Genomic DNA, 25845 nt, shown 5'->3' with positions numbered 1-25845 from the left:
CGGAGCGGCGAGTACGCCGAGGGCGAAGCGCCCGGCACGGAGGCGGCGCGGAGGCGGTCAGGCCGCGATCGCGTCGGCATCCATGATCGTGTAGCTGTACCCCTGCTCGGCGAGGAATCGCTGGCGGTTCTGCGCGTAGTCCTGGTCGATCGTGTCCCGCGCGACGAGCGTGTAGAAGCTCGCCGTGTGACCCGACTTCTTGGGCCGCAGAAGACGCCCGAGTCGCTGCGCCTCCTCCTGCCGGGATCCGAACGAACCGGACACCTGGATGGCCACGGATGCCTCGGGAAGGTCGATCGAGAAGTTCGCCACCTTCGACACCACGAGCACCGGGATCTCTCCCTCGCGGAACGCCTGGTACAGCTGCTCGCGCTCGTCGACGGGGGTGGCGCCGGTGATCTGCGGAGCATCCAGCGACTGCGACAGCGAATCGAGCTGGTCGAGGTACTGGCCGATCACGAGGATCCGCTCGTCCGCGTGCTTCGCGATGAGCTCGCGCACCGCCTGGATCTTCGCCGGAGCCGATGCCGCGAGCCGGTAGCGCTCGTCGTCGGTGGCCGCCGCGTACTCGAGACGGTCGCTCGGCGGCAGATCCACGCGCACCTCGTAGCAGACGGCGGGGGAGATGAACCCCTGCGCCTCGATCTGCTTCCAGGGTGCGTCGAACCGCTTGGGGCCGATCAGACTGAAGACGTCGCCCTCGCGGCCGTCCTCCCGCACGAGCGTCGCGGTGAGCCCGATGCGTCGGCGCGCCTGCAGATCGGCGGTCAGCTTGAACACGGGAGCGGGCAGCAGGTGCACCTCGTCGTAGACGATGAGGCCCCAGTCGAGAGCATCGAGCAGCGCGAGGTGCGCGTACTCGCCCTTCCGCTTGGCGGTGAGGATCTGGTAGGTCGCGATCGTGACCGGCTTGACCTCCTTGGCCTGGCCGGAGTACTCGCCGATCTCGTCCGGGGTCAGGCTGGTGCGCTTGAGCAGCTCATCGCGCCACTGCCGCGCCGACACCGTGTTGGTCACGAGGATCAGGGTCGTCGTCTTCGTCGCGGCCATCGCGCCGGCGCCGACGATCGTCTTCCCGGCGCCGCAGGGCAGCACGACGACGCCGGAGCCGTCCTTCGAGAAGGCATCCACGGCATCCTGCTGGTACGGGCGGATCCGCCAGCCGTCTTCCGCGAGGTCGATCTCATGGGGAGTTCCGGGGGTGTACCCCGCCAGGTCCTCGGCCGGCCAGCCGATCTTCAGCAGCTCCTGCTTGATCTGGCCGCGCGCCCAGGCGTCGACGATGAACGACTCGGGCGTCGGGTGGCCGAGCAGCAGCGGCTGGATGCGCTTGTTGTTCGCCACCTGCGTGAGCACGGCGGGGTCGTTCGATCGCAGGATCAGGGTGCCCTCGTCGTCGCGCTCGATCACCAGCCGGCCGTAGCGGTTCACGGTCTCGCGGAGGTCGACGGACACGGACGGCGGCACGGGGAAGCGCGACCAGCGGTCGAGGGTCTCGAGCATGTCCTCCGCCGTGTGTCCCGCTGCGCGGGCGTTCCAGAGGCCCAGGCGGGTGATCCGGTACGTGTGGATGTGTTCCGGGGCGCGCTCGAGCTCCGCGAAGATCGCCAGCTCGTGGCGGGCGCTCTCGGCGTCGGCGTGGGCGACTTCGAGCAGCACGGTGCGATCGCTCTGGACGATCAGGGGGCCATCAGACATAGCTGTCCAGTTTACTGCTCGATCACGGTCACGGCTCGATCGTCAGGGCTCCACCACGGTGGCGGCTCGGATGCTCGACACCGGCAGCGTGCGCTCGACATCGGCCGCACGGTCCCGGCCACGCAGCCGCCCGCCGCCGAGGCCCGTCGCCTCGAGCAGCAGATCGCGCGTCGAGCCGTCGGGCATTCCGATGGTCACCTGCAGCGTCGCCCGCGATCGCACGGCCGACTCGAGCTCGCGATCGAGCCACGCCGCGTCGGCATCCGGTCCTTGCTGCGACCGCAGCGCGGCGATCAGCGGAGCATGGTCGACCGGCCGCGACGGAGCGGGATCCGCCGCCGGATTGCGCTCCCCGGTCAGCGCCGCTCCGGATTCGTCGACGAGCGTGGCCGGGTACCGGGCATCCACGAGGGCCCAGTAGACGGTGTCGCGACCGACGCGGGTGCTGAGTGAGCCGACGTGCGTGGTGAGGGCGAGCGGCCGCAGGGTCTGATCCACCGACATCGCGTCGAGCAGCGTGCTGTCGACGCTCTCGATCCGGGTGCGGCCGGTCTCGGAATCGGTCGACACCCGCACGAGCCCGTGACGCTGCGCCGTCTGCGCGACGAGGTAGCGGAGCGGCTGGGGGATGCCGGTGAGCGAGACGCTCTCGAGGAACTCGACGATCGATTCCTCGGTCTCGCCGGCGACGAGTGCGCGGGCCACGGATTCCTGGGAGAAGCGATACGACGACGCCTGGGCCGCGGACTCCCGGGCGGCGATCGTCCGCAGGCGCACGTCGAGCGCCGGAGCCAGCGGTCCGGGGGCGATCGCGCTCAGGTCGTTCTGCAGGAAGATGCGGTCGACCTCGCTGGGCAGCAGCACGGTGAGAGGCGCGGGGTCGATCTGCTCGCCGCGTCGCACCCGGACCGCCCAGGAGGGCTCGCTGCCGTCATCGGCGCGGAGTCCGAGGAGTCGGGCTCGCTCGAGCAGCGCCGCGCTGCGGTCGGGCCAGGACGCATCCCAGGGGTGCGCGTCGGGCCAGGCGGTGGTCGGGATCCACCCACCGCCATCCGTGCGCACACCGCGGGGCAGCGTGTCGCGATGGCTCGACACCAGAGCACGCCATCGATCGGCGACCGAGGACCGCAGCCACTGCTCGGAACGGACCGTCGTTCGCAGGCGGCGGTCGTCGACCACCACCAGTCCGGCGTCCCTGGCGATGGCGACAAGGGCATCGACGGTGTCGACGTCGAGGCCGGCCTCGCCGAGCTGCCGCTTCTCGCCGGCGCTGAGAGTGCCGCTGGTGAGAAGGGTGAACGGCCGCTCGCGTGCCAGGAGCAGGAGGTCGGCCACGGCCGACACCGTCGTGAAGGCACGCTCGGCTGCGTGGGCCTCCGCAGCCTCGCCGGCGACGGCGGGTGGGGACGGAGCGACGGCGGCTGGTGCGGGACGATCCGCGACGACCAGGGCGACGTCCGGCCACGGTGCGCCGTCCGGTCGCACCAGCGCGAGGGACTCGAGCGTCGTGCGCTCGGCGGACTCGAGGATCGTGGATGCCGACTGCGCGGCGGTGTGCAGTGCGATCGCCTCGGCGCGGGTCAGTGTGGGCAGCACTCGGGAGAGGGATGCGGCATCGAGCAGCGCCTCGGCGGCATCGAAGAAGTCCTGCCAGCCCGCGTCGGGGCGCACTCCACGCGCGGCGAAGAGGGTGGTGAGCTCGGCATCGCTCGCCGCGGCCAGCCGTTCGGCGAGGGGGCGGGCGTGCGTCGTCATGCCGATGGCCTCAGGATCGCGACGCGCGACCCTTGCGCACGAAGCTCATCGACAGCAGGACGATGATCATCACGAAAGCCGCGGGGAGTCCCCAATAGGGAACCGCCGCGACGAGCGGCCAGACCCCGGAGCCGAAGTCCTGCTGCTGCATGCCGACCGCGGTGCCGATGATGATCGCGAAGAAGCAGAGGATGGACGCGGCAGCGAGGCCCAGTGCCGTGAACGCCAGAATGCGGTCCACCCGGCGCACGGGGACATCCGGTTCGGGACTCTTCATACTCATCGGTCTCAGCCTAGTCGCTGCGGGCCGCGGCGGTTCCGCCCGCGACCTCGGCGTGGGCCCGCGCCGACCGGTAGGCTGGGAGAGGCGCATCTGCGCGCCTTCCCGCTCCACACCGACTCAGCGAGGTTTCTCCCATGCCCACCGGCAAGGTCAGGTTCTACGACGAAGACAAGGGTTTCGGCTTCATCGCCGCCGATGACGGCCAGGATGTCTTCCTGCACGCGTCGGCGATGCCCGCCGGGACGGCGGTGAAGGCCGGTGCGCGCGTGGAGTTCGGCGTCGCCGACGGCAAGCGGGGTCTGCAGGCGCTCTCGGTGCGCGTGCTCGAGGCTCCTCCGAGCCTGGCGAAGGCCAAGCGCAAGCCGGCCGACGACATGGCGATCATCGTCGAAGACCTCGTGAAGCTGCTCGACGGCATCGGCGGCGACCTGCGCCGCGGTCGCTACCCCTCGTCCTCCCACGGCCGCAAGATCGCGGCCGTCCTGCGCAAGGTCGCTGATGACCTCGAAGCCTGACGTCGATCAGCGTCTCGTCGACGCTCATGATCTCGCGCTCGCCGCGTTGCACGAGATCACTCCGGCGTCGACCGTCGGACCCGCGGCCGGCTACCTCCCCGAGGAAGACGGATCCGTCTCGCTGCGGTTCGAGAACCGCCTCCCGGGATACCCGGGCTGGTACTGGACGGTGACCGTCGCGCGCGTCGACGAGGAGGAGCCCACGGTCCTCGAGGTCGAGCTGCTTCCCGGTGACGGGGCCCTGCTGGCACCCGAATGGGTGCCGTGGGCCGAGCGGCTCGCCGAGTACCGCGCGCACCAGGTGGAGCTGGCCGAGCAGGCCGCCGCCGCGGCGGAGGCCGACCCGGACGCCGACGACGCGGACGGACTCGAGGACGACGAGCTCGACGACATCGATGAGGACGAGGACGACCTCGACGACGATGACGACTCGGACGACGATGACGATGATGACGACATCGACGATGACGATCTGACGGCGGAGCCGCGTGTGCTGCACGCGGGCGATCTCGACGGCGTCGACATCGACGAGCTCGATGACTCCGTCACGACGGACGACGACGAGTCCGAGGACTCGGACGAGGAAGACGCGGACGAGGAAGACGCGGACGAGGATGACTCCGACGAGGAAGATTCGGACGAGGATGACAACGACTCGGACGAGGACGACGACTCCGACGACGAGGAGTGACCTCCCGGCCCGGGGACGGGCCACGAGCATGAGAAAGGGGGCCGCGTGATCACGCGGCCCCCTTTCTGCATCCTGTCCGACGGTCAGTCGCCCTGGTTCTCGAGCACGTAGTCGATGGCGCGGGTCAGCTGGCGCACGTCGTCGGGCTCGATCGAGACGAACGTCGCGACGCGCAGCTGGTTGCGGCCCAGCTTGCGATAGGGCTCGGTGTCGACGATGCCGTTCGCGCGCAGCGTCTTGGCGATCGCTGCCGCGTCGACGGTGTCGTCGAAGTCGATCGTGACGACGACGGGGGAGCGGTGCGCGGCATCCGCGACGAACGGGGTGGCGACGGCGGAGGCCGCCGCCCAGTCGTAGAGCACGGTCGACGACTCGGCCGTGCGGGCGCCGGCCCAGGCGAGACCGCCGTTGCCGTTGATCCAGCGCAGCTGGCTGTCGAGCAGGTGCAGGGTCGTGAGGGCGGGAGTGTTCAGCGTCTGGTTGAGCCGCGAGTTGTCGACGGCGTTCTTCAGGCTGAGGAACTCGGGGATGTATCGATCCGATGCCGCGATCCGCTCGATGCGGTCGATCGCGGCGGGCGAGACGGCGGCGAACCACAGCCCTCCGTCGGAGCCGAGGTTCTTCTGCGGCGCGAAGTAGTAGACATCGGCCTGGGTGGCGTCGAAGTCGATGCCGCCCGCCGCGCTGGTCGCGTCGATCACGGTCAGCGCGCCCTCGGCGGCCACGCGCTCCACGGGGGCGGCGACGCCGGTCGAGGTCTCGTTGTGGGGCCAGGCGTACACGTCGACGCCGTCGACGATCTCGGCCGCGACACGCGACCCGGGCTCGGACTTGCGGACGTCGGGTGCCTCGAGCCACGGAGCGGCTGCCGCGGCCGCGAACTTGCCCCCGAACTCGCCGAAGACGAGATTCTGGCTGCGACGCTCGATCAGGCCGAAGGCCGCGGCATCCCAGAATGCCGTCGATCCGCCGTTGCCGACGATGATCTCGTAGCCCTCGGGAAGGCGGAACAGCGCCGCGAGCTGCTCGCGGACGCTGCCGACGAGGTTCTTCACGGGCGCCTGTCGGTGCGAGGTGCCCAGAAGCGTGGGCCCTGCGGCGAGCAGCGCCTCGAGCTGCTCGGGGCGCACCTTCGAGGGGCCACATCCGAAGCGGCCGTCGACGGGCAGGAGGTCACGGGGAATCTCGATCGCCATGCGTCGAGTCTAAGCCGTGCCGATAACGCCTCCACACCGCGTGACGCCTGATGTCCGTGGAGGAATGTAGGCTTGCCTAACGAGACTCGGAGGGCCGCATGACGGACTTGATCGACACCACGGAGATGTATCTCCGCACCATCCTCGAACTCGAGGAGGAGAACATCGTCCCGCTGCGCGCACGCATCTCCGAGCGCCTCGGGCACTCGGGTCCCACGGTCTCGCAGACCGTCGGCCGGATGGAGCGTGACGGGCTCGTCGTCGTCTCGGAGGACCGCACGCTCGAGCTCACCGACGCCGGCCGCCGCAAGGCCGTCGACGTGATGCGCAAGCACCGCCTCGCCGAGCGCCTCCTCTCCGACGTGATCGGCCTCGACTGGGCGTACGTGCACGAAGAGGCGTGCCGGTGGGAGCACGTGATGAGCGAGCAGGTCGAGCGTCGTCTCGTGGAGCTCCTCGGCCATCCCACCGAGTCGCCGTACGGCAACCCGATCCCTGGCCTCGACCAGCTGGGCGACACCCCCGCGCGCACCTTCGACGAAGGCGTGATCGGTCTCGTGCAGAAGCTCAACGCCGCGGGCGCCCCGATCGAGGGCACCGTCCGTCGCCTCGCGGAGCCCGCGCAGGTCGACCCCGAGCTCCTCGAGCAGCTCCGCGACGCGGGTGTCGTCCCCGGAGCGAAGGGCGACTACCGGTTCAACGAGGGCTACGTGCTCATCCAGATGGAGGGCAAGGACGACGGGCTAGAGCTGCCCGTCGAGCTCGCCTCGCACATCTTCCTCGTGGGGGAACCGGCCTGATCCGGCGAGAAATCCCGCGTGATTCCGCCTCTGCGGGGATTGCCAGTTTCACAGGGTGACAGTTTCGTTATCTTCCGGTAACCTCGGACAGGTCGTCGTGAAAGCCCGCTGACGATACCCGAGAGGATCGCCTTCCAGGCTCGTCGTCTTCCCGGTCAGAACGCACAAAGTACCCGAGATACATTCGTGCCACGAGAGCAGAGTGCCGACGAGTCAGCGCTACCCGAAGCGTGCAGGCGCAGGAGGATTACGTTTTGGTCAAAGACATCGAATCACCCGCGAAGACATCTGAAGATCGAGCAGTCGCCCGCACCGCCCGTGCCGCGACCACCGCACGCAAGGCCGTGAAGCCTCTGCGATCGATCGCCATCTTCGGGGCAGTCGGTGCTCTGGTCGCCGCGGTCGCTCTGCCGGCCTACGCATCGTCCAAGCCGAGCGAGGCGGCAGCGACCACTCTCCAGCAGCTGGCCGCCGACGACTCGCAGTCTCTGGTCGTCGCCTCGGCAGCCACGGCCGCCACTCTCGATCGTGGAACCTTCACGGCGACCACTCCCGATGAGATCGCCAAGAAGAAGGCGGAGGAAGCCGCAGCCGCTCGCGCAGCGGCAGCCGCATCCGCGGCCGCCGCATCCGCAGCCTCGTCCGGTGGCAACTTCAACACCGGCAACTACGCGCTCGTCTCTCCCGGTTCCGGAGAGGTCCGCTATCCGCTTCCGCAGGGCTCCTACAACGTCAGCCGCACGGTCGGCGGCGCGCACCAGGGTGCGGACATGCTCGCTCCTGCCGGCACCCCGATCTACGCGGCGGCTGCCGGCGTGGTCCGCGCGTCGGCGGAGAGCATCGGCGGCTACGGCGTCTGCGTCATGCTCGACAGCGTCGTAGGTGGTCAGCGCGTGCAGACCACCTACGGTCACATGATCTACGGTTCGCGTCAGGTGCAGGCCGGCGAGACGGTCGCCGCAGGACAGCTCATCGGCTTCGTCGGGAGCACGGGCCGGTCGACCGCGAACCACCTGCACTTCGAGGTCTGGGTGAACGGCGGACTCATGGAGCCCATCGCCTGGCTCGGCGCCAACGCGGGCTGAGCGCACTCGGCATCTCCCGCTTCATCCGGGGACACGCCTTCGGCTGTTCATCCGGAGTTTGGCCCTCGCGCCCCGCTCATGGGTTAGCCTGAACGCGTTGTCGTAACAGGCGGGAGAAGCTGATGGAGCGAATACCGAGCATCCGAACCATGGATGCCCTCGGTCGTCACGTCCTTCAGCATCGTCCGCAGGGACTCCACGGTTCTGCCGTGCGTAGAAGGCGCTGTCTGTAGACAGCGCCTTTTTTCGTCCCTGCGTGCGCTCACGTCCTGCGCGGCGCGTGTGAGTCGAGAGTGCCGGGAAGCCGTCCCGGCGGATCGAGAGGATGACGATGCGCACACTGGTACTGAACGCGGGATACGAGCCTCTGGCGATCGTGTCGTTCAAGAGAGCCCTGGTCTTGGTCATGAACGACAAGGCCACGGTGATCGAACGCGTGGAGGACGATCCCGTCTGGGGAAGCCACGGCGTGTACGACAGACCTGCGGTCATCATCCTGTCGCGGTACGTGCGCATCCCCGTGAGCAGACGCGTCCCCGTGACCCGGCGCGGTGTGCTGCGGCGGGACGATCATCGGTGCGGATACTGCGGCAAGGCCGCCTCGACCATCGATCACGTGCTCCCGCGCTCGCGCGGGGGAGCGGACTCGTGGGAGAACCTCGTGGCCTGCTGCCTCCGCTGCAACAACGTCAAGAGCGACCGCACGCCGCAGGAGATGCGCTGGGCGCTGCGGTTCACACCCCGGCCGCCGCACGGCACCGCATGGACGGTGCGCGGGAGCGAGCGCAGCGACCCCCGGTGGGAGCCGTACCTCGCTCTGGCAGCGTGATCCGGGGGCGAGGGTGCCTCTAGAATGGAACCCACGCCCCCGTAGCTCAGCAGGATAGAGCAGCCCTCTCCTAAAGGGCAGGTCGCTGGTTCGAATCCAGTCGAGGGCACCCCATCAGTCGCGGCCCCGCCGCCAGAGCTTCGACGGCCACCAGATCACTCGACCGAGGTCGTAGGCGAGCGCCGGCACGAGCAGCGAGCGCACCACGAACGTGTCGAGCAGCACTCCGAACGCGACGATGAATGCGAGCTGCACGAGGAACAGGATCGGGATCACCGACAGGGCGGCGAAGGTCGCCGCGAGCACGAGTCCGGCCGACGTGATCACCCCGCCCGTGATCGAGAGTCCGCGCAGCACGCCCTCGCGGGTGCCGTGCTCCAGAGACTCCTCTCGTACTCGGGTCATGAGGAAGATGTTGTAGTCGATGCCGAGCGCCACGAGGAACACGAAGCCGTAGAGAGGCACGGCAGGGTCGGCCCCGGGGAAGTCGAAGACCCCGTTGAACACGAGTGCCGAGACGCCCATCGCGGTGCCGAACGACAGGACCGTCGTCGCGATCAGCAGCACGGGGGCGAGGATCGACCGCAGGAGCAGCATCAGGATCAGCATGATCACGACCAGGATCACCGGGATGATGAGGTTGCGGTCATGGATCGAGGCATCGTTCGTGTCGATCGCCGTCGCGGTGACACCGCCGACCACCGCATCGATCTCATCGAGCTCAGTGCGGAGGTCGCGCACGGTCTGCGCAGCGGCGTCGGAGTCCGCGGCGTCGGTGAGCGTCCCCTGCAGCAGGACCTCGCCGTCGACGACGGTGGGCTCGGGCGCGGGGGTGCCGGGAGGGCCGAACGCCGAGATCCCGTCTGCGGTCACCGGCGCCGAACCGCTCGGTGAATCGGATGCCGTCACAGCGACGCCGTCGACGCCGTCGTCGGCGAGCAGCACGTCGGCCGCATCCTGCAGACGGTCCTCCTGCACGATGACGTACACCGGGCTTCCCGAGCCGCCGGGGAAGTGCTCGCCCAGCGCGACCTGGCCGTCGCGGGCCTCGGACGCGCCGAGCACGAGATCGGACTGCGGCACGCCCGAGGCGTTGAGCTGCAGCACCCCCGAGGCTCCGGCGAGCAGCACGAGCGTCGTGACGATCCAGATCACGCGGGGGCGCTTGGTGATGAGGCCGGCGAGTCGGGCCCAGAGACCGGTGGTGCGCATACCGTGCTCTTCGGCCACGACCTCGGGCTCGAACTTCGGCCGGCGCGGCCAGAACACGGCCCGCCCGCAGAGCAGCAGCAGCGCGGGAAGCAGGGTGAGGGCGGCGAGCATCGCGAAGACGATGCCGATCGCGGCGACCGGACCGAGCGTGCTGTTCGACTTCAGGTCGCTGAGCAGCAGGCAGAGCAGACCCGCGATCACAGTGCCGCCCGAGGCCACGATCGGCTCGAACGAGCCCTTCCAGGCAGAGAGCACGGCCGTACCCTTGTCGCGGGAGACACGGAGCTCTTCGCGGAACCGCGCGACGAAGAGGAGCGCATAGTCGGTGGCCGCGCCGATCACCAGGATGAAGAGGATGCCCTGGGTCTGCCCGCTGAGCAGGAGCACCTCGAACTTCGCGAGCCACCACACGACGAGGAGCGCGACGCAGAGCGCGAACAGGCTCGTCGACAGCACCACGAGAGGCAGCAGGAAGGACCGGTACACGAGCACGAGGATGATCAGCACGGCGAGGAGCGCGACGCCGAGGAGCAGGCCGTCGATGCCCGCGAAACCGGCCACGAGGTCGGCGCTGAAGCCGGCGGGGCCGGTGATGTACACCGTGACCCCGTCGGGTGCCGCGGCACGCAGTTCGTCGCCGAGGGCCGCCACGGTGTCGCCGAGTTCGGCGTCACTGTCGATCGGGATGAACGCCTGCACGGCCTCGCCGTCGTCGGAGGTGAGGGCGGGGGAGACGTCTTCGCTCACACCCTCGACGGACGGCGCGTCGGCCACGGCATCCGTGATGGTCTGGACGTCGCTCTCGGAGAGCACGCCGTCTCCGACGAAGACCGCGATGGCCGGGATCGAGTCGCTGTCGCGGAACTCGCCGAGCAGCTTCTGCACCTGCGTCGCGTCGGCCGACTCGGGGAGGTAGCTGGTCTGGTCGTTCGACGACACCTCGTCGATCTTGCCGAAGAGCGGACCACCGAGCCCTGCGCCGACCAGCCACACGAGGATCAGAGCGACCGGCAGGAGCACACGGACCCAGGAGTGCCGCCGGGGGCGTTCGCGGGTCGGCGGGGTCGACGGGCTCGGCGAGCGGTCAGGGCTGGACATCGGGTTCCTCTCGGGAAGGAGAACGGGGAGGGACGGACAGGTCGGGTGTGGTGGGCGTCAGGACAGCCAGGCGAGGATCAGGATCATCGTCGCCAGGAAGCCCGCGAAGTAGTTGAGGGCGATGAAGCGGCGCCACGCGCGGTTCGTCCCGGACGACGTCTCGTCGGTCACGTTCCACCACGGAGCGGCGTTCACGATGTACGGCAGGGCCAGCACGGCGCCGAGCGGAGCCGGCCACGACGTGAAGAGCATGGCGACGCCGGCCGCCACCCAGAGCCCGATCGCCAGCCGCACGGTCGCGCGGGCGCCGATCACGGTCGCGATCGAGCCGATGCCGCCTTCGCGGTCCGGGCCGATGTCCTGCACGGCGCCGAAGGCATGAGCGGCCATGCCCCAGAGGAAGAACGCGACCAGCACGATCACCGCGGTGGAGGTGACCGCTCCGCCCGCGAGAGTCAGGCCCACGATCGCGGGTGTCACGAAGTGCAGGCTCGACGTGGTGGAGTCGAGGAACGGCCGCTCCTTGAAGCGGAGTCCCGGTGCCGAGTACGCGATCACGGCGAACACGCTGATCGCGAGCCAGAGCCATGACGCGGGGTTTCCCACGACGACGAGGTACACGAGGAACGGGACATTCGTCACCACCGCCGACCACAGCGTCGCGCGGTGGATGCGGGGCGAGAGCAGCGCTCCCTCGATGCCGCCCTTGCGCGGGTTGGCGAGGTCGGAGGCGTAGTCGAACACGTCGTTGATGCCGTACATCGCGAGGTTGTACGGCACGAGGAAGTACAGGGTCCCGAGGATCAGGATGAGGTCGACCTCGCGCGTCGCGAGCAGATAGGCCGCAGCGAAGGGGAAGGCCGTGTTGATCCAGCTGATCGGGCGCGACGAGAGCACGATCTGCGCGACGTCGCTGCGTGCCGAGCTCGTCGATGCGTTCACGAGTGATCCTCCTCGCCGGTGGGGCCGACCCGCGAGCGTCGGCGAGCCCGCAGCGCCGCCCACAGCGCCGGCAGGAGGATCGCGCCCGCGATCGGATACGCGAAGTCCTCGAGCGGTGCGAGCCCGATGTGGATGCCGAGCAGATGGCCGGATGAGTAGTGGAAGAGACCCGTCGCGATCATCAGGGTGTCGAAGACCGCGGTGAGGAGGAACAGCACGGCGACGGTGATGCCGATGCCGGCCAGGCTCGCGCGGCGACGACCCGCGAGCAGCGAGGCGGCGATCGCGACCACGACGGCGGCTCCCAGGAACCACGCGGAGAGCTCGATGTACGTCATGACGTCTTCTCCGTGACGCGCCGGACCCGCAGTCGTGCCAGGATGCGCATCGCGCCGGTGTAGACGACCATGGTGCAGATCACGAGGAACAGCAGGAACACCGGCTCTTCGATCGGAAGCTCGGGGGCGAGCACGATCCCCGTCGCGACGACGGCCTCGCCCCGGAAGAAGATGCCGCCGGCGATTCCGGCCACATCCCACAGCAGGAAGAAGATCAGACCCACGACGGTCACGAGGGAGGCGGAGACGGCATCGCGCCAGAAGAAGAGGCGGAAGCGCCAGTCGAGCAGCAGCATGCAGGCGAGAGTGGCGAGGAGGATCGCCAGGTACACGACACCCATCATGAGACCGGGGTGGGAGTGGTGAGTGTCGTCTCGGCGAGCGGGCCGCTCGAGTGGTCGCCCCGGATGCGCTTCAGCACGATCTCCGCGCTGATGAGGCACATCGGCACGCCGACCCCCGGCGCGGTCGTCCCGCCGGCGTAGTAGAGCCCCGCGACGCGGCGCGAGGCGTTCTGCGCCCGGAACATCGCGCTCTGAGAGAGGATGTGCGCGGGGCCGAGCATCCCGCCGCGCCACGAGTTGTAGTCGTCGCGGAAGTCGGCGGGGCCCTTGGTCTCGCGCACCACGATGCGCTCGCGAAGATCGTCGATGCCCGCCCATCGTGAGATGAGGTCGATCGCGGCATCCGCGGCCTCTTCGATGAGCGGGGAGCCCGCGCCGTCGGACCCGCCGCCGCCCAGATCGGTGTCGGCGGGGATCGGCACGAGCACGAAGAGGTTCTCGTGGTCGGGAGGGGCCACGGTCTCGTCGGTCGCACTCGGCCGGCACACATAGGTGGATGCGGGAGAGGGGATCGCCGGGTGGTCGCCGAAGATCGCGTCGAAGTTGGCGTCCCAGTCGTCGGTGAAGAACAGGGAGTGGTGGGGCAGCTCGGGGAGCGAGCCGCGCACGCCGAGCATCACCAGCACCGCTCCGGGGCCGCTCGTGCGACGATCCCACCAGCTCTCCGGATACGTCCGCAGCTCGGGCGGAAGCAGGCGGGTCTCGGTGTGGTGCAGGTCGGCGCCGGACACGACGATGTCGGCGTCGTCCCGATGCAGGACTCCCTCGGCGTCACGCCACTCGATGCCGCTCGCGACGCGCTCGCCTCCGGAGTCGCGGGTGCGGATGGCCGTGACATCGGCGTCGGTGACGATCGTCGCCCCCGCGGTGCGGGCGAGGTCGGCGATCCGCTCGACGACGCGCCAGAAGCCACCCTGCGGGTAGCTGACGCCCTCGTCGAGGTCGAGGGCGCTCATCAGGTGGTACATGGCCGGCGCGCTGCGCGGATCGGTGCCCAGGAACACGGCCGGATAGCCCAGGATCTGGCGGAGCACCGGATCGCGGAAGCGTCGGGCGGCGAAGGACTGCAGCCGGGTGCCCAGGAGCGACAGAAGGCGGGGGAGCGCACGCAGCACCTCGGGACTCGTCAGCGTGCGCAGGCGCGTGAACGGGTTGTAGAGGAAGTACTTCTCGGCCATCGTCCGTGCCTCGTGGGCCGAATCCAGATAGGCGTCGAGTGCCCGGGTCGACCCCGGCTCTCGCGACTCGAACAGCTCGGTCACCGCGGCTCGGCCACTGGGCACCGTCACCGACGCCGACGGGGCGCCGTCCTCCCGAGGCTCGCGGAAGACCCGGTAGCCGGGGTCGAGGACCGTGAGGTCGAGCTGCTCGGCGGTCGTGGTGCCCATCATCGTGAAGAAGTGGTCGAAGACCTCGGGCATCAGATACCACGACGGGCCGGAGTCGAAGCGGAATCCGTCGCGCTCGATCGTTCCGGCGCGTCCGCCGACGCGGGAGTTCTTCTCGTACACGGTCACCTCGTGACCGTCACGCGCGAGCAGTCCCGCCACAGCGAGGCCGGCGACGCCGGCGCCGATCACCGCGACGCGGCTCATCGGTCGCGCTCCACGGCGGTGACGGCGACCGCACGTGCGGCCAGCAGGGCCTTGATCGGATCAGGCACCCGCACCCGTCGGCGGTACAGCTCGCTGGCGGGGGTCCGGGCCACCCGGCGGTTCAGCGCCTCGAAGAGCGCGAGTGCACTGCGCACGGCAGCGCGTGCATCCTTCGGCAGCAGCGGGATCGAGAGGCGGGCGTCGTCGAGCTGAGAGTCGATCTTCTTCACCCATTCGTCGCGGTCGGCGTCGCTGAGCCTGCCGGACTCCGCCAGGTAGCCGCGCTGCAGGCGGTCGGTGTCATCGGCGAGGTCGCGCAGGAAGTTCACGTTCTGGAACGCGGCGCCCAGCTGGCGCGCGCCGTGCACGAGCACGGCGTGCTCGTCGTCGGTGCGGGTCGCCCCGCGCAGGAACACGCGCAGGCACATGAGCCCGACGACCTCCGCTGAGCCGTACACGTAGCGCTCGTGCGCCTCGGCGTCGAAGGCGGTGAAGTCGGCGGTACTCGTGATGTCCGCGCTCATGGAGTCGAAGAACGGCTGCGTGAGGTCCTCGCCGATCCCGCATTCCCGGGCCGTGCGCGCAAAAGCGTGCAGAACGAGGTCGGTGCTGTACCCGGTGCTCATCGAGCGGTGCGTCTCGGCGACGTACGACGCGAGGGCCGCGGTCTGCGCTGAGACGTCGAGACCCGCCTGGGCCGCGACGCCGTCGACGATCTCGTCTGCGATCCGCACCATGGCGTAGATGTTGCGCACGTGCTGGCGGTGGCGCTCTCCGAGCAGTCTCGTCGCCAGTCCGAACGATGTCGAATAGGTGCGGATGACGTCGGTCGATGCCGTGTCGGCGGCGCGACTGAAACGTCCGAGGCTGTCGCCGCCGGCCTGCGCCGCAGCGGCGCTCACGACTGTCGCCCGTCGAGGCGAGCGGCGACCGCGGTGATGGTGCGCGCCGCATCGGTGCTGATCTCTCCGCTGCGCTCGGCGTCGGCAACCAGGGTGTCGACGGCTGCGCGCTGATCGGCGATGAGCCCGGTGACGAAGCTCTCGGCGCCGCACTCGCGAAGCCGGTCGCGGATCTCCGTCGCCTCGTGCATGGTGAGGTCGACGCTGCCGAAGGTGCGCTCGATGCGCGGCCAGGCGGAGGTCGATCGCGCGTAGGCGATGATCGCGGTCTCCTTGCCCTCGCGCAGGTCGGAGAAGGCATCCTTGCCGTGCATCCGGTGGTCCCCGAACACGCACAGCAGATCGTCCTGCAGCTGGTATGCCAGCCCGAGGTGCCGGCCGACCAGGTGCAGAGTGTCTTCGGCCGCGCACGAGGACCCCGCCAGCATGGCGCCCGCCCGCAACGGCAGGGAGAACGAGTAGGTGGCCGTCTTGTACACGCTCATGTTGAGCACCGTGTGCAGGTCGGGTGCGACGATCCCGTGGCTCAGCGCGACATCGGTGTGCTCCCCGGCCACGGTCTCGAGGATCGTCTGCTCGACGAGGTCGAGAAGCCGGGTGCGCGTCTCGTGGGGGAGATCGGCGCGTGCGAAACCCATCACGGCTGCCGACAGCAGCAGGTCTCCCATGAGGATCGCGCTGGAGCGGGCCCAGTGCAGCGAGGCCTCTTCCGTCGCCCCGGGGTTCGCGGAGGCGAGTGCGCCGATGAGGTTCGGGCGCTTGCGGCGGGTCAGATCGCCGTCGATCACGTCGTCGTGCAGAAGGAAGGCGTAGTGCAGGAGCTCGATGTGGGTCGCGACGTCGACGGCCGCCGTCGCCTGCTCGGTGTCGGACTCGGGGGACAGTGCGCGGTGGATGTCGAGCAGCAGTCGGGGGCGCACGAGCTTGCCGCCGAGGGCGTGGTCTGCGGCAGCCCGCCACAGCGCCGCGAACTCGCCGCCGTAAGCCTGCGCGTTGTCGCTGTGCGCGGTGAAGCGGCGTCGGAGCACCTCCTCCACCTGCGTTCCCCTGTCCTCATGGACGGCTGTGGAACTCATGATCAGACCGCCCCGAGTGCGCGCAGCTGCGGAAGCTGCTCGACGAGCCAGGGGCTGAAGGCGAAGGGGGCCGTCGCGACCGCGTCGGCGAAGTCGGCGGGGTCCACCCATGCCCACTCCGAGACCTCGTCGGGATCGGGCGAGGGAGTCCCGGCTATCCGGGCGATGTGCACGGGGCAGATCTCGTTCTCGACGATCCCACTCGCGTCGACAGCGCGGTAGCGGTAATCGGCGAGCACCAGGGTGACGTCGGTGATGGTGAGGCCCAGCTCATCCTGCGCACGGCGATGGACCGCGGCCGTCATGTCCTCGCCGGGGCGGGGGTGTCCGCAGAAGCTGTTCGTCCATACGCCCGGCCACGTGCGCTTGCCCAGCGCACGGCGGGTGACCAGAAGTCGACCGTCCTCGTCGAGGACGTGACACGAGAACGCCAGGTGCAGAGGCGTCTGCGTCGTGTGCACCTCGTCCTTCGGGAAGACGCCGATCGCGTCTCCGTCTGGGGAAAGGAGGGTGACCTCATCCAACGGGGAACCTCCAAGATTTCGCTAGCTTAGCTAATTATCAACATAACATGAAACTAATCGTGTGTAGCATGATCCCATGAACAACGGATCTGACGCCAGCCCTCGGGGGAGCGGCTCGTCGGATGTGGTCTCGCGTCGCGGAACGATGTCACCCGACGGGCTTGCACACTCGGCGATCTACGATGTCGAGTCGAGCGACCCGCGAAGCGTGCTCATCGACCGTTCGGGTGTCGGGCCGGAAGACCTCCAGCAGATCGCGGCGCTGATGGGCGCGCTCGGTGAGCTGCGTGACGCGGAGCTGAAGCTGTCACAGGCCTCGCGGCGCTACATGCGCCTGAACGAGACCGACATGCGGGCTCTGCATTACCTGATCGTCTCCGAGAACCGCGGAGTGGTGGCGACGCCCGGTGGCATCGCCACGCATCTGAGCATCTCGACGGCATCGACGACGAAGCTGCTCGATCGGCTGGAGAAGGGCGGGCACATCCGTCGTGCCCCGCACCCGACCGATCGGCGCGCGCTCGCCATCACGATCACGCCCGAGACCCGGCAGGCGGCGATGGACACGGTCGGCAAGCAGCAGGCGAAGAGGTTCTATTCCGCCGCGCGTCTGACTCCGGAGGAGCGCGACGTCGTGATCCGGTTCCTCTCGGACATGGCGGGTGAGATCACGCTGAAGGACGAGGCCTGGGCGCGCACCGACGCGGTGCCCTCCGACTGAGGAATCGACGACCTCCGACCGAGTCGGCGCGCGGGTTCTGCGGCGCGTACCGACTCAGCCGAGGGCTCGTTCGGTGGGTGATGATCAGTGGGCGGCGTTGTACGCCTCGACCACAGGCGCGGGGATGCGACCGCGCTCGGACAGCGTGTAGCCGTTGTCGTTCGCCCAGGCGCGGATGGCCGCGACCTCGGGGTTGCGAGCGGGGCGCTTGCGAGAAGCGGTCGTCGATCGTGCGGCCGAGGAGGAGCCCGCTCGGCGCCCTGCCGAGATGTACGGCTCGAGAGCGGTGCGCAATTCTTCCGCGTGCTCTGCATTCAGGTCGATCTCGTAAGAGGCGCCATTCAGTGAGAAATGGACGGTCTCGCCTTCGCCGACCTCCAGAATGCTGCCGTCGATGTCATCAACCAGCTGGTGCACAATTCTTCTTGCCATGATGACGACGATACAGCGGCCACGGGGATATCAGAAGCAATTCGTCATTCGGAGAACTCCAGATTGACGGCGATCGCGACCTGAGGCGGTAATTCGCCCTCAGGGAAGGATGCCCGCGCGACGCGCTTTCGTCACCGCAGCGTGGCGCGTCGAGGCGTCGAGCTTCGACATCGCGGTACCCAGATACGCCTTGACCGTGCCTTCCCGGAGTCCGAGCTGGGCGGCGATCTCGGCATTCGTCGCGCCGAGTGCCGCGCACGCCAGCACGTCGGTCTCTCGCCGAGAGAGGTGGACGGTGGGCACCGGTCCCGTCGCGGGAGGGGAGCCCGCGTCGCCGGCGAGCAGGACCAGGCGCTGCTCGACCTGGGCGATGCGCGCACGCAGGTCGACGTCGTCGACCGAGGCGGCGATGCTGCGCAGCTCGGCGAAGCTCTCGCGCAGCTCCTCGCGCTGGCGCGGTGCGACGGCGTCGGGCGGGGGCACCGACCCGCGCAGGCGGCGATCGACCTCATCGCGGATGCGCAGCTCGTCCGCCACGGACTGGGCGATCTGCATGGCGGGCGCTGTCGTGACCCCGCCGACCGGAGTCCGGTCCCAGGCCCCGGCGTAGAGCACGCCCCGGGGGCGACCGGACACGATGATCGGCAGCGCCAGCAGCGTGTGCAGCCCCTCGCCGAGCACGAACATGTCGTAGTCGTGGGTGATCTGCCGGGATGAGCCGTAGTCGTTCGTCATGCGGGGGCGCATCTCCATCATCGCGCGGCCGCCGAGTCCACGCTCCGGGCGCACGCGCAGGCCGTCGAGGCTGCGGGTCCGGTTGCCCACGATGCTCGAGACGCTGACGACCCCCTCGTCGATCAGGCCGCCGAACGCGACGGGAAATCGGGTTCGCTGAGAGAGCTCGCGCACGGCTCTGGCGACGAGCTCGGTCTCGGATTCCATCCCGGTCGCTGTGCTCACGACGACTACCTACTTTCGGGGGTGACGGCACCGTTCCCCGTTTCGTAGCGTCGACCCTACCACTCGCGAGGCCGGCCCGCGCGAGACGTAGACCATGTGGCAAGGAGGCCCCATGACCGACCATTCACCTGCCGAATCGGCGGACGGAATCGACTACATCGCCGTCGAGGAATCCGAACGTTTCCGCACGCTCAAACGCACGCAGCGATCATTCATCTTCCCGCTCGCGGCATTCTTCCTGATCTGGTATTTCGTCTATGTCCTGCTCGGGGCGTTCGCGACCGATTTCATGGCGCAGCGCGTCTGGGGGGGATATCACCGTCGGGCTGCTGCTGGGACTCGGACAATTCGTCACCACATTCGCGATCACGATGGGATATGTCGCCTTCGCGAATCGGAAGCTCGATCCGATAGCGACCGAGATCCGTGAAGAACTCGAGAAGGCGCAGGGGCACGCATGAACGTCCTGACCGCCACCGGCGAGACCCTCGCTGTCGAGAGCAATCCCGTGCTCAACATCTCGATCTTCGTCGCGTTCGTCGCGGTGACGCTGTTCATCGTCATCCGCGCGAGCCGGAACAACAAGACCGCGGCCGACTACTACGCGGCGGGTCGATCCTTCACCGGGCCGCAGAACGGTTTCGCGATCGCCGGCGACTACCTGTCGGCGGCATCGTTCCTCGGCATCTGCGGGGCGATCGCGATCAACGGCTACGACGGGTTCCTCTACTCGATCGGATTCCTCGTCGCCTGGCTCGTGGCCCTGCTGCTCGTGGCCGAGCTCATGCGCAACACCGGCAAGTTCACGATGGCCGACGTCCTCTCCTTCCGCCTGAAGCAGCGTCCGGTGCGGATGGCGGCGGCCATCACCACGCTCGCCGTCTGCTTCTTCTATCTGCTCGCGCAGATGGCCGGTGCCGGTGGTCTGGTCTCGCTGCTCCTCGGCATCGACGGACGCGTGGGGCAGTCGATCGTCATCGCTGTCGTGGGCGTGCTCATGATCGTCTATGTGCTGATCGGCGGCATGAAGGGGACCACCTGGGTGCAGATCGTCAAGGCGTTCCTGCTCATCGGCGGTGCCATCGCGATGACCGTGTGGGTCCTCGCGATCCACGGGTTCAACCTGAACACCCTGCTCGAGGCGGCGGTGGCGAACTCCGACAAGGGAGACGCGATCCTCGCTCCGGGGCTGCAGTACGGCGCCAACCCGTGGGACTTCCTGTCGCTGGGCATGGCGCTGGTGCTCGGCACCGCCGGTCTGCCGCACGTGCTGATGCGGTTCTACACCGTCCCGACCGCCAAGGAAGCGCGTCGGTCGGTGGTGTGGGCGATCTGGCTGATCGGCGGGTTCTATCTGCTGACGCTGGTGCTCGGCTACGGCGCCGGTGCTCTCGTGGGAGCCGATGTCATCGCGGCCGCGCCGGGTGGACCGAACTCGGCCGCTCCGCTCCTCGCCCTGTACCTCGGCGGTCCGGTGCTGCTCGGATTCATCTCGGCGGTGGCCTTCGCCACCATCCTCGCCGTGGTGGCCGGCCTCACCATCACGGCCGCCGCCTCATTCGCTCACGACATCTACGCCAACGTGATCCAGAAGGGCAGGAAGGATGCGGCGGGCAACCCGGTCGAGCCGGATCCGAACGGCGAGGTCCGTGTCGCCCGCCGCACCGTGATCGTGATCGGCATCCTCGCGATCGTCGGCGGCATCGGGGCGCAGGGGCAGAACATCGCCTTCCTCGTCGCCTTGGCCTTCGCCGTCGCGGCATCGGCGAACCTGCCGACCATCCTGTACTCGCTGTTCTGGCGGCGCTTCACGACGCGGGGCGCGGTGTGGAGCATGTACGGAGGCCTCGGGGCGGCGATCATCCTGATCGTGCTGTCTCCGGTGTTCTCGGGCTCGCCCACCTCGATGATCCCCGGGATCGACATCGTGCTGTGGCCGATGAACAATCCCGGCATCGTGTCGATCCCCATCGGGTTCTTCCTCGGCTGGCTCGGGACCATCACGAGCAGGACGAAGGAGTCGCCGACGCTGGCCGCAGAGATGGAGGTGCGCTCGCTCACCGGGTTCGGTGCCGAGAAGGCCGTCGATCACTGATCGATGCCCTCGCGGTGCGGGACACCGCCGTACACGTGGACCCCGGCGGCCTACTCGCCGGGGTCCACGCTGTTCGGGGGCGACGTCGGGTGTGTCGCCGTGTGCGATCAGTGCCGCGCCTCCAGGTCGAGGAGGAACGTCTTGCGTTCGGGGTGAGCGCCGTACTGCCCCGCGGAGCCGTCGGAGCGCACGACGCGGTGCACCGGGACGATGATGGAGAACGGGGTGAGGCGGCACGCCGTCCCGACGGCGCGCGCGGCTCCGGGGTGACCGGCGAGGGCGGCCACCTCGCCGTAGCTGAGGGTCTCGCCCCAGGCGATCGTGCAGATCGTCTGCAGCGCAGCGCGGGAGAAGCCCTCGGCCAGGCGCCAGTCGATGTCGATCTGCTCGGGGAAGTCGACGGGCACCCCGTCGAAGTAGGCGTCGAGGAGCGGGGTCAGCTCCGCCGCGGCGCCGGGGTCGGGCTCGGGGACGGCCCCGAGCCGGCGCGAGATGTTCTCGAGCAGCCAGGGGACCGACGGATCTGCGGATTCCGAGAGGTCGAAGCGCACGATCCCCGCCTCCGAGTACACCGCGAGAGCGTCACCGAACGGAGTGGGGGCGAAGTCGTAGCGGAACGTCATGCATCCATCCTGACCCGCAGGTGGCATCCCCGAGTGCCGTGGGCGCGGTGGCGGGGGACACCGGATGTTCGGCATCATCCGTGGAGGAGAGGTGCCGGGCACGCGGAGGAGGCGCTCGAACCGGCGGAAATCCGGTGAAACCCGCCAGGGATACCGCCACGGCGACGCGTCGCGCTTAGTGTGTGAGGGTGTGGCGACGTGATGGCAAGGCTGCGGAAGCAGCGAACGATGCCCCGGTGAACCTGGGGGAGTCGCACGTGACCCCGGCGTACATCGACGTCGCGCACGCCGCCGAGGCGGAGCGCACCCGCCTGCGCGCCGAGGCCGCCGATCTCGGTGGGGCCTCTCCGCTGGTAACGTTCCGAGACACGATCGAGTCGGGCATCGACATCTCGAAGGCCCACCCCGGCAGCCTGCCGCAGTTCATCACCGGCAAGTCGACGCTGCTGTCCAATCTCTTCCGCGACGAGGTCGGTCTGCGCACGGCGCGGCTCGCCGCCGAGCGCATCACCGCCAAGAACACCGAACTGCGCACGGTCCGCGGCATCGAGGCCGTGCACCTGGCGGTCGGGCTGGCCGGGTGGCGCATCGGCGGAGCCGACTTCTCGGCCCCCGTCCTGCTGCGCCCGCTCGCCATCCGCCGGCACCACACCGACTTCGAGCTCAAGCTGCACGGCGTCTTCGAGATGAACCCCGAGCTCGTGCGCGTGGCACGGGAGCATTTCGGGATCACCATCGACGCTGCCGCGCTCGCATCCCTCGCATACGACGGCGGCGTGTTCAAACCGCAGCCGGTGATCGACAGCCTTCGCGCGACGACCCGCGCGATCGACACCTTCACCGTGCTGCCCCGCCTCGTCGTCTCGACATTCGCCGACGTGGGCGGAGCGATGTCGCGCGACGGAGGCAACCTCGACCACGTGATGCTGAACGCGCTGGCCGGGCACGTCGGCGATCGCGAGCAGGTCACGGCACGTCGTCCGGCCCCGCATCATGTCGGGCCCGACGACCGCACGCCCGCTTCCGACAACCTGCTGCTCGATGCGGATGCCGAGCAGGAAGCGGTGCTCGCGCGGATCGCCGCGGGGCAGTCGCTCACCGTCGCGACGCTGCCGGGAACGGGCGGCACGCAGACCGTCATCAACGCCGTGGGCGAGCTGGTGCGCGCAGGCAAGCGCGTGCTCGTGGTGTCCGCCCGGCGGTCGACCCTCGACGGCGTCCGTCACCGACTGGCAGGGATCGGGCTCGACGGGCTCGCCATCTCGAGTCAGAGCGTCCGTCGCGACCTGGTGCGGGCGATCGGCCGCAACGAGAAGGCCTCCGCCCCGAAGGTCAGCGACGTCGACGACGCACTGGTGCGCCTGCGCAGCGTGCTCATCGACTACCGCCGGGCGCTCACCGCGCCGGTCGCGGGCACCGGATCCTCCGTGCTCGACGCCACACGCCATCTCACCCGGCTCGCATCGCTCCCGACTCCGCCGTCGACCACCGCCCGACTCTCCGCCGACACCCTGCGCCGACTGGCGAACGACCGCTCGGCGGCCGCGGAGGCGCTCTCGCATGCCGCCCGCCTGGGCGAGTTCCGCTTCGGTCCTGACGACTCTCCCTGGTACGGCGTCACGTTCTCGACCACCGACGCCGCCCGCTCGGCGCATCAGCTCGCCGGACGCCTGCACGCCGACAGCGTTCCCGTGCTGCTGGAACGCGGCTATGCGCTGATCGCGCAGACCCACATGCGGCCTTTCGCCACGATCGATGAGCTCGGCGAATACCTGCGGCTGCTGCAGGGCATCCGGGACTCGCTCGACCGCTTCAGCCCGACCGTCTTCGAGCGCCCACTGGGCGAGCTCATCCAGGCGCACGGATCCCGCCGCGACTCTCCGGGCATGTCCAGCGCGAACCGCCGTCGCCTCCGCCGACTGGCCAAGGAGTACGTGCGCCCCGGCGTGCACGTCACCGAGATGCACGAATCGCTGCTGCGCATCCAGACGCAGCGCACGCAGTGGCAGCGCTGCGTCGACGCCGGCGTCGCACCGGAGATCCCGCTGGGCCTGGCCGATGTCTACGCCGCGTGGCAGCGGGTCGTGGCGGAGCTGTCCGAGCTCGATGCGGCCCTCGGACGCCGCGAGCCGCTGGCGTCGCTTCCCGTGGCGCGGCTGGTCCGCATCCTCGCCGGTCTCGCCGCCAAGTCCGATGTCTTCGACAACCTCGTCGAGCGCGCGGAGCTGCGTGACCGCCTCGCCGACCTCGGCCTCGAGCCCCTGCTCACGGAGCTGTCGGTGCGTCACGTCTCCGAGGCCCAGGTGGGGGAGGAGCTCGAGTTCGCCTGGTGGCAGTCGCTCCTGGAGCGTGCGCTGCAGGACGATCGGGCTCTGCTCGGCGCGAACACCGCCGTCGTCGATCGACTCGAACGCGACTTCCGCCTCGTCGACGAGGCTCACGCGGCGATGGCCGGCCCCCTGCTCGCCTCGCAGCTGGCGGACCAGTGGAAGATCGCGATCGTCGACGAGCCCCAGGAATCGCAGAACCTGCGCAAGGCCCTGACGCAGAAGTCCACGACGACGGCCGAGATCGTCAGCGCCGCCCCCACGCTCGTGCGCGCGCTGGCGCCGGTCTGGATCTCGTCTCCGTATCTCGTGCCCGAGATTCCCGATTCGGTGGAGTTCGACACGGTTCTGCTGGTGGATGCCGCCGCGATCAACCTGGCGGAGGCGACTCCGGCGATCCGTCGTGCGCGCCAGGTCGTGGCGTTCGGCGACCCGGTGACGCAGCGGCCCACCGCCTTCGATCTCGCCGTGGGCACCGACCCCGAGTGGGAGCCGGAGGTGCCGTTCGACGAGGTGTCGGTGTTCGAGCGCCTGTCGGAGCTGCTGCCGGTGATGACTCTCACGCGCAGCTATCGCGCCGGAGGCGAAGACCTCGCCGAGCTGATCAACGACGCGTTCTACGGCGGAGAAATCGTCTCCCTGCCGTGGGCGGGCTCGTACCTCGGTCGCGGGAGCCTGACCGTCGACTACGTCGAGGGCGGAACGGGTGCTCCCGACCCGATCTCCGGGGCGGTCGAGAGCCCGGATGCCGAGGTCGCGCGCGTCGTGACCCTCGTCGTCGAGCACGCCGTGCATCGGCCGAACGAATCGCTCATGGTGGTCACCGCCAGCCGTCGCCACGCCGAGCGCGTGCGCGCAGCCGTGACTTCGGCGTTCGCGGGGCGGTCGGATGTGGCCGACTTCGTCGGACGCGACACCGCAGAGCCGCTCGCAGTGCTGACCCTCGAGGAATCGGTCGCCGAGAGCCGCGACCGCGTGATCTTCTCGCTCGGATACGGCCTCACCAAGCACGGCCGTGTGCTCAGCGACTTCGGCGACCTCTCCTCGTCCGACGGGGAGCGCCTGCTGACCGTCGGCATGACCCGCGCGCGTCGCTCGATGGTCATCGTCTCGTCGATCCGGCCCTCCGCGTTCGACGACGGACGCCTCGAGTTCGGTGCCGCGACCCTCATGTCGATCCTCGGCGGTCTGGCCGCTCGCGGTCGCGAGGCGCGGCTCGAGGATCTCGCGGACCCGCTGACGCTCGCCCTCGCCCGTGAGCTGCGGCGCCTCGGCGCGGCGGTCGACGTGGACTATCGCGGGCTGCTGCCGCTCGTCGCGCAGCATGCCGGCAAGGCGGTCGTGATCGAGTCCGACCCCGAGTCCCGGGGCGAGTCGCTGCGCGAGACGCTGCGCCTGCGGCCGAATGTGCTCCGCCGTCTCGGCTGGCACTACGTGCGCGTGCACGCATTCGACCTGTACAGCGATCCGGCGACCGTCGCGTCGCGCATCGCCGAGGTGCTCGGCATCTCGGCATCCACGGTGCGGGCGGACAACGACACGCAGCCCCTCGATCTCACCGATCCGCAGGATGACTGACGACGCCGATCCCTCGGCTCCGCGCCAGGAAGTGGTGCGGGTGGCCGGCTCGCGGCGCGCACGTCTGACGCCGGTGGAGGGCACCGACACGTCTCCCGAACACGCCGCGGGCGAGAAGCCGCGGGCATCCGCACCCCGCGGCGCGAAGGGCCCCAACGACGACCGGCTGATGCAGGACGTGCCCCCGCACTATTGAGGCACCTCGCCGGGAAACGGCGAACCGCCC

General features: G+C 69.3%; 24 protein-coding genes, 1 tRNA gene and 1 pseudogene. 11 read left to right on the top strand and 15 right to left on the bottom strand.

Annotation, left to right across the window (positions count from 1 at the left end):
• Positions 1 to 57 precede the first annotated feature (57 nt).
• The 3 genes from HWD99_RS13205 to HWD99_RS13195 are packed head-to-tail and all read right to left on the bottom strand — an operon-like array spanning position 58 to position 3736.
• A complete protein-coding gene (locus HWD99_RS13205; protein ID WP_241796711.1) occupies positions 58 to 1698 on the bottom strand; it encodes a DNA repair helicase XPB in 1641 nt (546 codons plus the stop codon).
• A gap of 42 nt (positions 1699 to 1740) precedes the next feature.
• On the bottom strand, positions 1741 to 3453 hold the full coding sequence (locus HWD99_RS13200) for a helicase-associated domain-containing protein (RefSeq protein ID WP_241796710.1): 1713 nt from the start codon (positions 3451 to 3453) through the stop codon (positions 1741 to 1743).
• Positions 3454 to 3463: 10 nt separating this feature from the next.
• Entirely contained in the window at positions 3464 to 3736 is a 273-nt protein-coding gene (locus HWD99_RS13195; RefSeq protein ID WP_241796709.1) for a multidrug ABC transporter ATPase, read from the bottom strand.
• A gap of 134 nt (positions 3737 to 3870) precedes the next feature.
• Here HWD99_RS13195 and HWD99_RS13190 point away from each other — a divergent pair, with 134 nt between their 5' ends.
• Both HWD99_RS13190 and HWD99_RS13185 read left to right on the top strand, forming a co-directional pair.
• The gene (locus tag HWD99_RS13190) at positions 3871 to 4251 is read left to right on the top strand and encodes a cold-shock protein (RefSeq protein ID WP_241796708.1); all 381 of its coding nucleotides are present in this window, start codon (positions 3871 to 3873) and stop codon (positions 4249 to 4251) included.
• Entirely contained in the window at positions 4235 to 4942 is a 708-nt protein-coding gene (locus HWD99_RS13185; RefSeq protein WP_241796707.1) for a DUF3027 domain-containing protein, read from the top strand. Before HWD99_RS13190 ends, HWD99_RS13185 begins: the two co-directional genes overlap by 17 nt.
• A gap of 83 nt (positions 4943 to 5025) precedes the next feature.
• Here the strand turns inward: HWD99_RS13185 and serC are convergent, their stop codons facing one another.
• The gene (gene serC, locus HWD99_RS13180) at positions 5026 to 6138 is read right to left on the bottom strand and encodes a phosphoserine transaminase (RefSeq protein WP_241796706.1); all 1113 of its coding nucleotides are present in this window, start codon (positions 6136 to 6138) and stop codon (positions 5026 to 5028) included.
• 98 nt (positions 6139 to 6236) lie between these two features.
• Here serC and HWD99_RS13175 point away from each other — a divergent pair, with 98 nt between their 5' ends.
• The 4 genes from HWD99_RS13175 to HWD99_RS13160 all read left to right on the top strand — a co-directional run bounded on the left by HWD99_RS13175 (position 6237) and on the right by HWD99_RS13160 (position 8961).
• On the top strand, positions 6237 to 6938 hold the full coding sequence (locus HWD99_RS13175) for a metal-dependent transcriptional regulator (protein ID WP_194763689.1): 702 nt from the start codon (positions 6237 to 6239) through the stop codon (positions 6936 to 6938).
• 254 nt (positions 6939 to 7192) lie between these two features.
• Positions 7193 to 8023: a M23 family metallopeptidase gene (locus HWD99_RS13170; RefSeq protein WP_241796705.1), complete on the top strand. Its 831-nt coding sequence runs from the start codon at positions 7193 to 7195 to the stop codon at positions 8021 to 8023.
• 331 nt (positions 8024 to 8354) lie between these two features.
• The gene (locus HWD99_RS13165) at positions 8355 to 8852 is read left to right on the top strand and encodes an HNH endonuclease (protein WP_194763687.1); all 498 of its coding nucleotides are present in this window, start codon (positions 8355 to 8357) and stop codon (positions 8850 to 8852) included.
• Between the two features lie 35 nt (positions 8853 to 8887).
• Positions 8888 to 8961: transfer RNA gene (locus HWD99_RS13160), tRNA-Arg, on the top strand.
• A 5-nt stretch (positions 8962 to 8966) separates the two neighbouring features.
• On the opposite strand, the gene HWD99_RS13155 is transcribed toward HWD99_RS13160, so the two are convergent.
• From HWD99_RS13155 to idi, 8 genes are read right to left on the bottom strand one after another with little or no spacing between them, the layout of a single operon-like run.
• Positions 8967 to 11162, bottom strand: coding sequence for an MMPL family transporter (locus tag HWD99_RS13155; RefSeq protein ID WP_241796704.1), 2196 nt, complete (start codon positions 11160 to 11162; stop codon positions 8967 to 8969).
• Positions 11163 to 11219: 57 nt separating this feature from the next.
• On the bottom strand, positions 11220 to 12104 hold the full coding sequence (locus HWD99_RS13150; RefSeq protein ID WP_241796702.1) for a prenyltransferase: 885 nt from the start codon (positions 12102 to 12104) through the stop codon (positions 11220 to 11222).
• Positions 12101 to 12442, bottom strand: a complete 342-nt coding sequence (locus HWD99_RS13145; protein WP_241796701.1) for a lycopene cyclase domain-containing protein — start codon at positions 12440 to 12442, stop codon at positions 12101 to 12103. Before HWD99_RS13145 ends, HWD99_RS13150 begins: the two co-directional genes overlap by 4 nt.
• Positions 12439 to 12783, bottom strand: a complete 345-nt coding sequence (locus tag HWD99_RS13140) for a lycopene cyclase domain-containing protein (RefSeq protein ID WP_241796777.1) — start codon at positions 12781 to 12783, stop codon at positions 12439 to 12441. Before HWD99_RS13140 ends, HWD99_RS13145 begins: the two co-directional genes overlap by 4 nt.
• Positions 12783 to 14381: a phytoene desaturase family protein gene (gene crtI, locus HWD99_RS13135; protein WP_241796700.1), complete on the bottom strand. Its 1599-nt coding sequence runs from the start codon at positions 14379 to 14381 to the stop codon at positions 12783 to 12785. The genes HWD99_RS13140 and crtI overlap by 1 nt, the downstream gene beginning before the upstream one ends.
• A complete protein-coding gene (locus HWD99_RS13130; RefSeq protein ID WP_241796699.1) occupies positions 14378 to 15283 on the bottom strand; it encodes a squalene/phytoene synthase family protein in 906 nt (301 codons plus the stop codon). The genes crtI and HWD99_RS13130 overlap by 4 nt, the downstream gene beginning before the upstream one ends.
• Positions 15280 to 16359, bottom strand: coding sequence for a polyprenyl synthetase family protein (locus HWD99_RS13125; RefSeq protein ID WP_241796697.1), 1080 nt, complete (start codon positions 16357 to 16359; stop codon positions 15280 to 15282). The genes HWD99_RS13130 and HWD99_RS13125 overlap by 4 nt, the downstream gene beginning before the upstream one ends.
• A 2-nt stretch (positions 16360 to 16361) precedes the next feature.
• Positions 16362 to 16883, bottom strand: a complete 522-nt coding sequence (gene idi / locus HWD99_RS13120) for an isopentenyl-diphosphate Delta-isomerase (RefSeq protein WP_241796696.1) — start codon at positions 16881 to 16883, stop codon at positions 16362 to 16364.
• A gap of 145 nt (positions 16884 to 17028) precedes the next feature.
• Here idi and HWD99_RS13115 point away from each other — a divergent pair, with 145 nt between their 5' ends.
• The gene (locus HWD99_RS13115) at positions 17029 to 17604 is read left to right on the top strand and encodes a MarR family winged helix-turn-helix transcriptional regulator (RefSeq protein WP_241796776.1); all 576 of its coding nucleotides are present in this window, start codon (positions 17029 to 17031) and stop codon (positions 17602 to 17604) included.
• Positions 17605 to 17688: 84 nt separating this feature from the next.
• Here the strand turns inward: HWD99_RS13115 and HWD99_RS13110 are convergent, their stop codons facing one another.
• Together HWD99_RS13110 and HWD99_RS13105 are read right to left on the bottom strand one after the other, a co-directional pair.
• Complete coding sequence (locus HWD99_RS13110; RefSeq protein ID WP_241796695.1) at positions 17689 to 18036, bottom strand: Lsr2 family protein; 348 nt, start codon at positions 18034 to 18036, stop codon at positions 17689 to 17691.
• Positions 18037 to 18135: 99 nt separating this feature from the next.
• Positions 18136 to 18996: a LuxR C-terminal-related transcriptional regulator gene (locus HWD99_RS13105; RefSeq protein WP_308220730.1), complete on the bottom strand. Its 861-nt coding sequence runs from the start codon at positions 18994 to 18996 to the stop codon at positions 18136 to 18138.
• Positions 18997 to 19108: 112 nt separating this feature from the next.
• Between HWD99_RS13105 and HWD99_RS13100 the strand changes: the two are divergent.
• Together HWD99_RS13100 and HWD99_RS13095 are read left to right on the top strand one after the other, a co-directional pair.
• Positions 19109 to 19457 (top strand): annotated as a pseudogene (locus HWD99_RS13100) (DUF485 domain-containing protein).
• On the top strand, positions 19454 to 21091 hold the full coding sequence (locus HWD99_RS13095; RefSeq protein WP_241796694.1) for a cation acetate symporter: 1638 nt from the start codon (positions 19454 to 19456) through the stop codon (positions 21089 to 21091). Before HWD99_RS13100 ends, HWD99_RS13095 begins: the two are co-directional and overlap by 4 nt.
• Positions 21092 to 21198: 107 nt before the next feature.
• Here HWD99_RS13095 and HWD99_RS13090 read toward each other — a convergent pair whose 3' ends face one another.
• Entirely contained in the window at positions 21199 to 21714 is a 516-nt protein-coding gene (locus HWD99_RS13090) for a methylated-DNA--[protein]-cysteine S-methyltransferase (protein ID WP_241796693.1), read from the bottom strand.
• Positions 21715 to 21902: 188 nt separating this feature from the next.
• Here HWD99_RS13090 and HWD99_RS13085 point away from each other — a divergent pair, with 188 nt between their 5' ends.
• Positions 21903 to 25619, top strand: coding sequence for an AAA family ATPase (locus HWD99_RS13085; RefSeq protein WP_374205470.1), 3717 nt, complete (start codon positions 21903 to 21905; stop codon positions 25617 to 25619).
• Positions 25612 to 25815 (top strand): hypothetical protein, encoded by a 204-nt coding sequence (locus HWD99_RS13080; RefSeq protein ID WP_241796692.1) that lies wholly within the window; start codon positions 25612 to 25614, stop codon positions 25813 to 25815. The genes HWD99_RS13085 and HWD99_RS13080 overlap by 8 nt, the downstream gene beginning before the upstream one ends.
• Positions 25816 to 25845: the final 30 nt, after the last annotated feature.

The sequence above is a fragment of the Microbacterium sp. C5A9 genome (genome assembly GCF_022627955.1).
Taxonomy (GTDB): Bacteria; Actinomycetota; Actinomycetes; order Actinomycetales; family Microbacteriaceae; genus Microbacterium.
This window is presented reverse-complemented; position numbering and strand designations above follow the sequence as displayed.